We start from the raw sequence: 12495 nt of genomic DNA on the forward strand, positions 1-12495 counted from the left end.
TGATGGTTTTGTGATGTGAGATTTGAGGTATGAGATTTTATCCCTCAACCTTAAACCCTACAGCTTAAACTGCTACTCTACACCTTGTTTATTTTATATGTGAAATTAATTGTTGCTGAACGGCCTAAAATATTTGATACAGAGCAATATTTATCGAATGTCATTGCTAAAGCACGCTCTACTTTTGGTACGCTTAAATCGCCGAACAGGTCGAAATGAATATTGATTACATCAAAAATCGGAGGCATTTCTTCGTCTTTTCTAGTGGCATTAATTGCAATCTTAACATCATCAAGTGGTTCTTTCTGCTTCGTTAATACATTTACCATATCAATACCGCTGCAGCCACCTAATCCGATCAACAACATTTCCATTGGCCTAAAACCCTTTCCTTCGCCACCAATAGCAGCTTTTGCATCCAACTCTACAGTAAAACCGCTCTCGTTTTCTGCTTCAAAATTAAATTTACCGCTTTTGCGGATTAGATTTATATTCATTGTGTATACTATTGGGATGTTAGATTTGAAACGCGAGATTTGAGGCATTTTAATGCCTTAAACCATCTACCTTAAACCTTTTCACCGCTATTTAATTTAATACCTAACATTTTTGCCTTTCACATGCTATGCGCCATGTGCTTTGCTTAAATACCATAAAATACTAAGTTATTTACTTCCAGTTCTGACAATTTTACCGGATGGTCAAAAATTGCAAAAACCGACGAACCGCTACCACTCATTAAAGCGAATGTTGCGCCTGCATCGTATAAACTGGTTTTTATTTGATGAATTTGGGGATATTTAGCGAAAACCGATATTTCGAAATCGTTGATAACCTTATTTTTCCATGTTGTTGGGCACAAATGTATGATTTCTTTTAACGATTGCAAAGGCTTTTGAGGTTTTACATGCGCATAAGCATCTGCAGTACTTACATGTACAGGCGGTTTTACCAAAACTTTAAACCAGGCTGACAAATCTATTTCGCATTTTTGAAATTCATCCCCTTTATTAAATGCGTAAACAGGTTTATTTTCGATAAAAAAGGCACAATCGGCACCCAATTGACGGGCGTAATCTTCCATTTTATCAACAGACATCCCCAAACTGAATTTTTCATTTAATAATTTAATTAAAAAAGCACAATCAGCAGATCCTCCTCCCAAACCAGCACCCACAGGAATATTTTTAAATAAACTGATTTGCTGTTCGGGAATGTCATAATCGTTTTTAACCAATTGATAGGCCTTATAACATAAGTTATCATTTGCATCACCAGGAATATCAATTCCATAAATTTTACATGATGTAATAGCGCCATCAGTAATTTCTACGGCATCTTTAATGTTGATCGGATAAAAAACAGTTTCGAGGTTGTGGTAACCATCAGCACGTTTTTCGGTGATATTTAAGCCTAAGTTTATTTTTGCGTTGGGAAAAGATAGCATGTTAGTCGTGAGTCGTGAGTTTTAAGTCGTGAGTTCATGGTGCCGAAACCAGCAGACATCTCACTTGCAAACATACAAATTTTATGTAGGTCACAGCTTTAAGCCAAGGCTGCACACCGAGATTACACACAACCGATGTTAACAATTAAAACAATAAAATGATTTACAACACCTGATAAATTTTAGATATTTGTAAATTATCAGAACAGTATGAAACAATATTTAGATTTAATGCAACATGTGCTGGATCATGGCGCTCAAAAGCACGACCGTACCGGTACTGGAACTATAAGTGTTTTTGGTTACCAGATGCGCTTTAACCTTAAGGAAGGTTTTCCGATGGTGACCACAAAAAAATTGCACTTAAAATCTATTATACACGAATTGATCTGGTTTTTAACTGGCGATACCAACATTAAATACCTTAAAGATAATGGCGTGCGCATTTGGGATGAATGGGCTGATGAAAACGGCAATTTAGGCCCGGTTTATGGTTCGCAATGGAGAAGTTGGCCAACACCAGACGGGCAGCACATCGATCAGATTACAAATATTATCAATACGATAAAAAACAATCCCGATTCGAGAAGAATTATTGTTTCTGCCTGGAATGTTGCCGAAATTGAAAATATGGCTTTGCCCCCTTGTCATGCATTTTTTCAGTTTTACGTAGCGGATGGAAAATTAAGCTGCCAGTTATACCAACGCAGTGCAGATATTTTTTTAGGTGTACCTTTTAATATCGCCTCTTACGCATTGCTTACCATGATGGTTGCACAGGTTTGCGGTTTAGAAGCCGGAGACTTTATCCATACCTTAGGCGATGCACATTTATACAATAACCACATTGAGCAAGCCAATTTGCAGCTAAGCCGGCAGCCAAAACCACTACCCACCATGAAAATCAATCCTGATGTAAAAAGCATCTTTGATTTTAAATTTGAAGATTTTACTTTGGAAAACTACGAAGCGCATCCGCATATTAAAGGAATTGTGGCGGTGTAACCCCCCAGCCCCCTGAAGGGGGAGCTAAACGCATGTTGAAATACCAGCAATAAAAAAAAGAGATTAAGCACTGCACATGAACGACGGAAATTCAAATTCCCCTTTAGGGGTAGAGGGGTTAAACAAGGGAACGGAAAAGCCCCTTCAGGGGTTGGGGTTATCCATCGCTGTAGCCGTAGGCGAAAACTTCGCCATTGGCAAAAATAACCAGCTTTTGTGGCATATGCCGGCTGATTTAAAGTTTTTTAAGCAAACCACATCAGGCCATACTGTAATAATGGGACGCAAAACGTTCGATTCTGTTGGAAAACCATTACCAAACCGAAGAAATATTGTTATTACCCGAGATACTGAATTAAAAATTGAGGGCGTTGAAGTGGTAAACAGTTTAGATGAAGCTTTAGCGATTACCAAAACGGAAGAAAAACAAGTATTTATTGTTGGTGGGGCTGAAATTTACAAACAGGCATTGCCAAAAATCACTACATTATATTTAACTACCATTCACCATAATTTTGATGCAGATACTTTTTTTCCGGAAATTGACAGAAATGAATGGAGAATAATTAGCAGCGAAGCACATAAAGCCGACGAAAAAAACAAATACGATTATACTTTTGAAGTTTTAGAAAGGATATAATCCATTAGTCATCTGCGGTAAGGAAGCATGAGGCAACCTAAAAACCAGGTTGCTTAGCCAGGGTTATACAATGTTTTGCAGCCTGCTAGGGCAAAATACCCAAAGCCCCACTACCTTGGCCGCCTAAACCCGATATACGTGGATGCCCCCGATTTTTTTTATCGGGGCAGAAACATTAGCAGGACGGAACCTCAGCCAAAAGCTGCTGCAATTGCTTTCCCAGTCAATATCATCTACATTTTAAACTCCTTTATGGATTATGTATGGAGAATCGTAAAGGATTATTGCCCGATAAAAATTATTGTTAATAAATTATCAATTAAGGGGTTCTATAATTTAAAAATTTAATTAGATTTGCCGACTTGTTAAAAAACAGCGAAAGACAAATTATTTTAAACAAACAATGCAAGGAAAAGGTTTTATTAAGTTTATAGCGATAGTATTGGCTATCGTTTGTGCGTACGCACTTTCTTTTACTTTGGTAGCATCCAAGGTAGAAAAAGACGCAAAAAACGCTGCGAAGGGTGATTTAGCCAAAGAAAAGGCTTACTTAGATTCGATGAGTACCGTGAAAGTTTATCCTGTAGTTGGATTTACTTATCAAGAGGTAAAAGCGAAAGAGATTAATTTGGGTTTAGACTTAAAAGGCGGAATGAACGTAACGATGGAGATATCGTTAGCGGAGTTGGTAAAATCATTAGCGGGCAACCCTACTGATGCGAACTTCAACAAAGCAGTTCAGAATGCACAGATCCAGTTAAATGCCGGTGGTAAAGATTACATCAAAATTTTTGTTGATGAATTCGAAAAATTAAGCCCTGGAGTTAAACTTGCAGATTATTTTTCTAACCAGGATAATGCATCTCAGTTAAAACCTAGCGCAAGCAATGCTGAAGTTGAAGCTTTCTTAGAGAAAGAAGCAACTAGTGCTATCGATCGTTCGTTTACAGTTTTACGTTCCCGTATTGATGGTTCTGGCGTTGTAAGCCCGAACATGCAAAAACAAGAGGGTAGCAACCGTATCTTAATCGAGATGCCAGGTGTACAAGATCAGGAGCGTATGGCGAAACTTTTACAAGGTTCTGCTGAGTTACAATTCTGGCAGGTATACCAGGTACAAGAAGTTGCGCCATTATTAGAAAACATTAATAAAATTTTAGCAGCAACATTAAAAACTGATGCTACTGCAACTAAAGATACAACTGCTGCTCCAGCTGCTGGTGGTAAATTGGCTGGCCTTGAAAAATCGGCTACTAAAGATACTACAGCTAAAGGCGGTAAACTTGCTGGCTTAGGTAAAAAAGATTCTACAGCGGTTAGGGCCGAACTGGCAAAATCTAACCCATTATACGCTGTTCTTAATCTTCCGATTTATCAAGGCGAAAACGGACAACAACAATTAATGCCAGGTGCAGTTGTTGGTATGTCGTTACAAAAAGATACTGCAAAGGTTAACAATTACTTAAAACTTCCTGAAGTTGCTGCATCTATTCCATCAACGATGAAATTTATGTGGAGTGTTAAACCAAGGGAAGGTTCGAGAATTTTTGAATTATATGCTATTAAAGTGGTAAGTGCCGATGGCAAACCAGATTTAGGTGGTGATGCGATTAGCGATTCCAAAGATGATTTCGATCAGCACAACAAACCAGAGGTAACCATGTACATGACCAGCGAAGGTGCTGCTAAATGGAAAAAAATTACTGCTGAAGCTGCTGCTGACCCGAACAACAAAAAATCTATTGCAATTGTATTGGATAACCAGGTTTATTCTGCCCCTACTGTGCAGAACGAAATTGCTGGTGGTGTTTCTTCAATCACTGGTAACTTTACCCAAACAGATACTAAAGATTTATCTAACATCTTAAAAGCTGGTAAATTGCCTGCTCCTGCGCGTATTGCGGGTAGTTATGTGGTTGGTCCAACTTTAGGTGCAAAAGCTATTCACGATGGTTTAATCTCATTCGTAATTGCCTTTATCGTAATCTTAATCTTCATGGCGTTGTATTATCACCGTGCAGGTTGGGTTGCTAACTTTGCATTGTTAATCAACTTATTCTTCATCATTGGTATTTTGGTATCACTAGGTGCAGTATTAACCTTACCTGGTATCGCTGGTATCGTGTTAACCATTGGTTTATCGGTAGATGCAAACATCCTTATTTTTGAACGTGTACGTGAAGAACTTGCACATGGCAAAAATACCGCTACTGCAATTAAAGAAGGTTTTAAACATGCAATGCCATCAATTATCGATTCAAACGTTACCTTGTTCATCTTAGGTGCTATTCTTTACGTTTTTGGTAGCGGTCCGGTTCAAGGTTTCGCAACTACTTTATGTATTGGTATTCTTTCATCATTATTTGCTGCTGTAGCCATTTCGAGAGTTGTTTTCGAATCGTTATTAAACCGTAAAATCGATGTTAGTTTTGATAATAGCCTAACACGTAATGCATTTAAAAACTTAGCATTCAACTTTGTTGGCCGTCGTAAAATCTATTACATTATCTCTACCATCATTATTATTGCCGGTATTGGTATGTACTTCAAAAATGGCGGTTTAAACCTGGGTGTAGATTTTAAAGGTGGTAGAACTTATTTGGTTCACTTCGATAAAGCTGTGAGTACTGAAGATTTAAAAACCAAGTTAAATCCGGTTTTCGGTAACGAAACGCCAGAGGTTAAAACTGCAGGTGAAGATAGTCAGGTTAAAATCACCACTACTTTCCACATTGAAGATCAGGACATTAAAACTGATAAAGTTGTAGAAGATGCTTTAAATAAAGGTTTAGCAGGTTCTAAATATGAAATCGTAAGTTCACAAAAAGTTACGCCTATCATTGCGAGTGACATTGTAAACGGTGCTTTTTATGCGGTATTGATCTCATGTTTATTCATGTTTATCTATATCGTAGTACGATTCAAAAAATGGCAGTATGGTTTAGGTGCGGTAATCGCATTATTCCATGATGTGCTAATGGTATTGTCTTTCTACACTATTTTAGATGGTATTATGCCATTCTCATTAGAAATTGGTCAGGATTTTATTGCAGCAATTTTAACGGTTATGGGTTATACCATGACAGAAACAGTTGTTGTATTCGACCGTATCCGTGAGAAACTAAAAGAATCTGGTAAAGAAGATTTACATGGTGAAGAACGTAACAACTTAATCAACTTCGCGTTGAACAGTACATTAAGTCGTACGATTTTAACTTCATTAACCGTATTCTTCGTGTTATTGGTAATCTTTATTTTCGGTGGTGATAGCATCCGTGGATTTATCTTTGCATTGTTGATTGGTCGTATCATCGGTACCTACTCATCATTATGCATCTCTACTCCTATCGTAATTGATTTAGGAAGCTCAGCTGAGAAAAAGTAAGATCCAAAAATCTTAATATATACAAGCGCTTCGATTTATCGGGGCGCTTTTTTTGTGCCAAACCTAGTAGGTTTAAAACCTTGCGAGGGTTAAAGTTAAAAGACACAAAGCTTTTCATTTATTTTGCAAAGCAAATCCTGGGGTTCTTCGGTTCCAACAGTCTCGCTGTCCGTTTTATTCCGATGAAGGATCGGTATGCTCACTGCCATCAGGTTTATTTAACCTGGGTAAGTGCTTCAAGCTGCAAAAACACACCTTCGTCATACCAGCGTTATATATTAATCAATCAGCTGAAATAGTGGCCAAAACCTCAATTTTTAAACCTTTTGGCCATCTTTTTGTTACATTAGCAACAGATAAACCGATAAAAAATGGATTTACAACTTCCTAAAAGCGAATACCCAAGAGTAGTTATTGTTGGTGGTGGATTTGGTGGGATTGAGTTAGCTAAACGTTTAAAAAACAAGCCTTTTCAAGTGGTTATGCTCGATAAGCATAACTATCATACTTTTCAACCACTGCTTTATCAGGTAGCTACAGGAGGACTGGAAGCAGATTCTATCGCTTTCCCACTACGGAAAATTTTTAAAGGACAAAAAAATCTCATTTTTCGGGTAACCAAAGTAACTGAAGTTAATGCAGCAGAAAACTGTTTACAAACAGATATTGGGCGGATTACTTACGATTATTTGGTAATTGCCACAGGCTCTACCAGTAACTTTTTTGGCAATAAAGAAATTGAAGCCAATTCGATGCCGATGAAGTCAATTCCAGAAGCACTTGATTTAAGAAGTTTGATTTTACAGAATTTTGAGAAATCGCTGATCGAAAAAGATTTAGATAAAAAGAACGCCTTATTAAACTTTGTAGTGGTTGGCGGCGGTCCAACAGGTGTTGAAACCTCTGGTGCCATTGCTGAACTTAAAAGACATGTAATTCCGAACGATTATCCGGAAATGGATTTAAGCAGGGTAAACATTTACCTGATCGAAAATTCGCCGGAATTGTTGGGCGTTATGTCGCCACAGGCACAAAAGAAAGCAAAAGATTTCCTTACCGATATGGGCGTTCAGATCATGAATGAAACTAGGGTACTTGGTTACGATGGACTTACACTCACCTTACAAGATAAAGCACCTATTTTAAGTTCAACAGTGATCTGGAGTGCTGGGGTTAAGGGTGAGGTTTTAAATGGTTTAGATAAAGCTGAAGTGGTAAGAGGGGGCAGATTAAAAACAGATACCCAAAACTTAATTGTAGGTTATCAGAATATTTATGCCATTGGTGATGTGGCTGCAATTGTAGATGAAGAAACGCCAAACGGTCATCCTGGGGTAACTCCGGCGGCCATTCAACAAGGCCATCACCTCGCTAAAAACCTGATCAACATTAAAGAAAATAAACCTTTGGAGAAATTTAAATATTTCGACAAAGGCTCAATGGCCACAGTAGGTAGAAATAAAGCAGTTGTTGATATCGGTAAAATCCGTTTTCAAGGTGTGTTTGCATGGTTCACCTGGATGTTTGTTCACTTGATGACATTGGTAGGCTTCAGAAACAAGATTATAGTTTTCGTCAATTGGGTTTGGAGTTACTTCAGCTACGATCGGGGAACCCGTTTAATCATTAGAACCTTTGCAAAAGATCGAAGTGTGGATTATAGAAACGAGGTACCATCAGTAAAGGAAGAAGTTAAGGTATCTTAGTCTTTAGTCTTTAGTCTTTAGTCTTTAGTCTTTAGTCTTTAGTCTTTAGTCTTTAGTCTTTAGTCTTTAGTCTTTAGTCTTTAGTCTTTAAGGCAACTTTAACGGTAGACAATTGTTTCTTATTTCTTTTTTTCTTTGCGAAAAACTTTGTGCATTTTGCGGCTAAACCAAAAAATATGAGCCAAAACAATTTCAAATTAGTAGAGTGTCCGCGCGATGCCATGCAGGGATTGCACGATTTTGTTCCTACGGCACTCAAAATTGAATACCTGAATTTGTTGTTACAGGTGGGTTTTGATACGCTTGATTTTGGAAGTTTTGTTTCACCTAAAGCCATTCCACAAATGGCCGATACAGCTGCAGTTTTATCGCATTTGGATTTAAGTAATACCTCTACCAAACTTCTTGCGATTGTAGCTAATTTAAGGGGGGTAGAAGATGCAGTAAAGCATCAGTCTATCAGTTACCTCGGTTTTCCTTTTTCAATTTCAGAAACCTTTCAACAGCGCAATACCAATTCGAGCATAGCACAATCCTTAAATACTGTTGAAGAGATGCTTTCTCTTTGCATTAAAAACAATAAAAAAGCAGTTGTTTATTTATCAATGGGTTTTGGAAATCCTTATGGGGATGAATGGAATTATGAAATTGTAGAAAAGTGGGCTGATGTATTGGTGAGTAAAGGTGTGGAGATCTTGTCATTAGCTGATACCGTAGGTGTTTCGACACCAGAAAAGATCAAAAGCATATTGCCAAAGCTGATTTCCAGGTTTAATAATACCGAAATAGGTATACATTTACACTCCACTCCTACCGAACGCTTTGAAAAGATAGAAGCTGCTTACCATTCTGGAGTAAAACGTATAGATTCAGCACTAAAAGGTTTTGGAGGCTGCCCAATGGCTGCTGATGACCTTACAGGCAACATTGCTACTGAAGATGTAATTGCCTTTTTGAATACTAGAGGAGAAAACCTCAACCTAGATATGGATAAATGGAATGAGGCAATGGCTTTATCAGGCAAGATATTTCACTAAGGATTAAAATTAAAAGTTTGAGTCGTTTGCATCTTAACAAAATGGTTGTTATGCATAGCTGGTTGCCACCTTGGCATCATTTTCAAAACCCTAATGGCCTCATTATCTAAAGTTGGGTGTAATGTCTTTTTAACCTTAATATTTGTTATTTCACCTTTAATTGATACTGTGAATTTTAACGTTACAGAACCTGTTATTTTTTGACCAGACATTTCTTCAGGATATTTTAAATTATTGTGAATAAACTTATTCATTTCAATTTCGCCAGATGGAAAAGTGGGCTTTCTATCCATTTCTTTAAAAGTCCCCGTAATATAAGCATCAGCCGTAAAAACAGATCTATTCAAATTAATTAATTCCCCATTTGTATTCCAAATTTTAGTTCTTTTTATGATATTATTTTCAAAATAAGATTTCTGATTAACTCTCCCGTTAGGAAAATACCAAACAAAATCGCCCTGTTTAACCTCTGGGTCTAATGATTTAAATACACCTTTCATTTGAAGCTTATTACTTTTATAATAGTCCTTAACAAAAAAAAAGGTTCTTTTCTTTTACAGCAATTCTGTAATAAGCATAGCCTGAATTATCGGTCTTTTCACAGCTAGCATTAAAGTAAATAGTATCTATTTTTTGGGCTTTTGAGGAGATAGCTATTCCAAGTAATAATAAGGAAAGAGAGAGTCTTTTCATTCGAGAGGCGTCATTATTTTTTTAGTTTCCAAACCTTAAAAACAACAACCAAGATAATTAATTTATAATTATTTTTCAACTGGTCATTCTTAAGAAAGATTTTTTTTGCGAGCAGAACACAAAATTATTCGGAAAAACATATTCTACCCCTGTGCTTTCTGTGCCTCCTGACTAACTATCCCTAAACTTTCTTTACCATTTTAAAATGCTGTATACCAGCTTCTTCAAATTGCTCCCCTTCGGCTACGAAACCAAATTTAGCGTACAAACTCATGGCATCTAACTGCGAGTTGAGGTAAATGTAATGTGCATCTTCCGGCAGATCAGATAGGGCTTCAGCGATTAATGCACGGCCAACGCCCTGACCTCTAAAATCTTTCAATACAGCGAAACGTTCCAGTTTGTATCCGGCATCTGTTTTACGCCATCTACAAGCACCACAAGGCTGGCCATTACTGGTAGCCAAAAAATGTACCGATTCATCTTCATGCTCCCATTCTAACTCCGGCGGGCAGTTCTGGCTCGTCTACAAACACAACTTTACGTATAGCAAATACTTTATCTAAATCTTCGGGATGGTTAACTTTTTGAACGTGTAGACTCATTATCGTGTTGTTTAAAGTGTTTATTCGATTTTAATTTCGATTCGTTTAGCTCTTTGGCTACATCTATCGAATGTGAACAATGAATATCGGCCTCTTTTTTGGCAAGTGTGGCAATCGCAACGTAAAATTTATGTAACTGATCTAATTCTTTTTCGCTCAAATCTTCTATATCAACCATTCGGTTACTCGCACCTTGCTGTGCAGCAATTAATTCATTCAACTTTAACTGAATTGCCTTACCATCTTTATTTTGCGCTTTCTGAATTAAAAAAACCATTAAAAAGGTAATGATTGTGGTACCAGTGTTAATCACCAATTGCCAGGTTTCTGAGTAATTAAATATAGGGCCAGTAACAGCCCAAATAATTACAATAGCAGTAGCTGAAATAAATGCAACAGAACTACCGGTAAACTTCGTTGCCGCATTGGCAAATTTTTCGAAAAAATTATTTTTCTTGGTGTCGGTTTTAGATTTTGCCATTACAATTTGTTTGCTTAAATATAATATAAAACAAACAAAAACGCCATAAGTTTTTTAACCTATGGCGTCTTTATTTATCAGGAAATAATTGATTTTTTGAATGATTGAACAGATATCAAATCTTCAAAATCAATCAAAATTTACAATTTATCGTTTACGTTGATACAGTTCAAATCTTCGAAAGCCGCTGTTAAACGCTTTACAAAAGTTTCTTCACCTTTACGTAACCAAACGCGTGGATCGTAATATTTTTTATTTGGTTTATCATCGCCATCAGGGTTACCAATCTGGCCTTGAAGATAAGCTTCGTTCTTTTTATAATATTCTAAAATACCTTCCCAAAATGCCCATTGCATATCGGTATCAATATTCATTTTAATTGCACCATAAGAAATTGCTTCTCTGATTTCTTCCTGAGTTGAACCAGAACCACCGTGGAATACAAAATTGATTGGTTTCTCTTCGGTTAAGCTGAATTTTTCTTTGATAAAATCCTGAGAGTTTTTTAAAATTACCGGTTGCAATTTTACGTTACCTGGTTTGTAAACACCGTGTACGTTACCAAATGCCGCTGCAACGGTAAAGCGAGGAGAAACTTTGCTTAATTCTTCGTAAGCATAAGCCACTTCGCTAGGTTGTGTATATAATTTTGAGCTATCTACATCGCTATTATCAACACCATCTTCCTCACCACCTGTAACACCAAGTTCGATTTCGATCGTCATGTTCATTTTAGCCATGCGTGCTAAGTATTTAGCAGATATTTCCATGTTTTCTTCTATCGATTCTTCCGATAAATCCAACATGTGTGATGAAAACAAAGGTTTTCCGGTTTCAGCGAAGAATTTTTCACCGTGATCTAAAAGTCCGTCAATCCAAGGCAATAATTTTTTAGCGGCGTGGTCGGTATGTAAAACCACGGCAACACCATAATGTTCTGCCAATAAATGTACATGTTTAGCTGCCGATACAGCACCTAGAATACATGCTTGCAATTTCTCATTATCTAAAGATTTACCAGCATAAAACTGTGCACCGCCATTAGACAATTGAATCATAACAGGCGAATTTACTGCCTTAGCAGTCTCCAATACCGCGTTAACCGTATTTGTACCGGTTACGTTTACTGCTGGTAAAGCAAACTGATGTTTTTTAGCCTGCTCAAACAATTCTTGAACGGCATCTCCGTAAATTACGCCTTTGTAGCCTTTTAAACTCATTTCTTGTTAATTTTATTAAGTCCGAAGTTATAAAAAAAAATAACATTCCAAGCTTTTGTAACAACAGAATTATTTGCCTTACAGCAAAATAAGGCCTATTTAGTGTAAAAAACACATTATCCTTAGTGTAAAAAAGACACACTTAAGTTTACAATTGGCAGTTGGCGGCAACAAAAGCCAAATTTTAAATTACGTTACCAACTCTGGCATTATTGCCAATTGGCTATCTACCAACTAACCATTGACTATTTTTACAGCCAATAAGGTTCGACTTTA

The 12495-nt window shown here is 37.0% G+C and carries 11 protein-coding genes; 5 read left to right on the forward strand and 6 right to left on the reverse strand.

Annotated features, from left to right (window positions below; translation table 11 throughout):
- Nucleotides 1-77 precede the first annotated feature (77 nt).
- Together AC0IWE_RS05635 and ispE are read right to left on the reverse strand one after the other, a co-directional pair.
- A complete protein-coding gene (locus tag AC0IWE_RS05635; protein WP_471792280.1) occupies nucleotides 78-497 on the reverse strand; it encodes an OsmC family protein in 420 nt (139 codons plus the stop codon).
- A gap of 146 nt (nucleotides 498-643) precedes the next feature.
- Nucleotides 644-1447 (reverse strand): 4-(cytidine 5'-diphospho)-2-C-methyl-D-erythritol kinase, encoded by an 804-nt coding sequence (gene ispE / locus AC0IWE_RS05640; protein WP_471792281.1) that lies wholly within the window; start codon nucleotides 1445-1447, stop codon nucleotides 644-646.
- 210 nt (nucleotides 1448-1657) lie between these two features.
- On the opposite strand from ispE, the gene AC0IWE_RS05645 reads away from it, so the two are divergent.
- The 5 genes from AC0IWE_RS05645 to AC0IWE_RS05665 all read left to right on the forward strand — a co-directional run bounded on the left by AC0IWE_RS05645 (nucleotide 1658) and on the right by AC0IWE_RS05665 (nucleotide 9220).
- On the forward strand, nucleotides 1658-2452 hold the full coding sequence (locus tag AC0IWE_RS05645) for a thymidylate synthase (RefSeq protein WP_471792282.1): 795 nt from the start codon (nucleotides 1658-1660) through the stop codon (nucleotides 2450-2452).
- Between the two features lie 76 nt (nucleotides 2453-2528).
- Complete coding sequence (locus AC0IWE_RS05650) at nucleotides 2529-3092, forward strand: dihydrofolate reductase (protein WP_471792283.1); 564 nt, start codon at nucleotides 2529-2531, stop codon at nucleotides 3090-3092.
- A gap of 403 nt (nucleotides 3093-3495) precedes the next feature.
- Nucleotides 3496-6477, forward strand: a complete 2982-nt coding sequence (gene secDF / locus AC0IWE_RS05655; RefSeq protein WP_471792284.1) for a protein translocase subunit SecDF — start codon at nucleotides 3496-3498, stop codon at nucleotides 6475-6477.
- A 371-nt stretch (nucleotides 6478-6848) separates the two neighbouring features.
- Complete coding sequence (locus tag AC0IWE_RS05660) at nucleotides 6849-8183, forward strand: NAD(P)/FAD-dependent oxidoreductase (RefSeq protein WP_471792285.1); 1335 nt, start codon at nucleotides 6849-6851, stop codon at nucleotides 8181-8183.
- A 176-nt stretch (nucleotides 8184-8359) separates the two neighbouring features.
- Nucleotides 8360-9220 carry a hydroxymethylglutaryl-CoA lyase gene (locus AC0IWE_RS05665; RefSeq protein WP_471792286.1) on the forward strand — a complete coding sequence of 287 codons (861 nt, stop codon included), beginning with the start codon at nucleotides 8360-8362 and terminating at the stop codon, nucleotides 9218-9220.
- On the opposite strand, the gene AC0IWE_RS05670 is transcribed toward AC0IWE_RS05665, so the two are convergent.
- The 4 genes from AC0IWE_RS05670 to fbaA form a co-directional block, all read right to left on the reverse strand.
- Nucleotides 9217-9720 (reverse strand): energy transducer TonB, encoded by a 504-nt coding sequence (locus AC0IWE_RS05670; RefSeq protein WP_471792287.1) that lies wholly within the window; start codon nucleotides 9718-9720, stop codon nucleotides 9217-9219. The genes AC0IWE_RS05665 and AC0IWE_RS05670 overlap by 4 nt on opposite strands.
- A gap of 374 nt (nucleotides 9721-10094) precedes the next feature.
- A complete protein-coding gene (locus AC0IWE_RS05675) occupies nucleotides 10095-10379 on the reverse strand; it encodes a GNAT family N-acetyltransferase (protein WP_471792288.1) in 285 nt (94 codons plus the stop codon).
- A 113-nt stretch (nucleotides 10380-10492) separates the two neighbouring features.
- Nucleotides 10493-10999: a low affinity iron permease family protein gene (locus AC0IWE_RS05680; RefSeq protein WP_463496195.1), complete on the reverse strand. Its 507-nt coding sequence runs from the start codon at nucleotides 10997-10999 to the stop codon at nucleotides 10493-10495.
- Nucleotides 11000-11139: 140 nt separating this feature from the next.
- On the reverse strand, nucleotides 11140-12219 hold the full coding sequence (gene fbaA, locus AC0IWE_RS05685) for a class II fructose-bisphosphate aldolase (protein ID WP_055905972.1): 1080 nt from the start codon (nucleotides 12217-12219) through the stop codon (nucleotides 11140-11142).
- Nucleotides 12220-12495 lie beyond the last annotated feature (276 nt).

The organism is Pedobacter sp. AC402 (genome assembly GCF_979252805.1).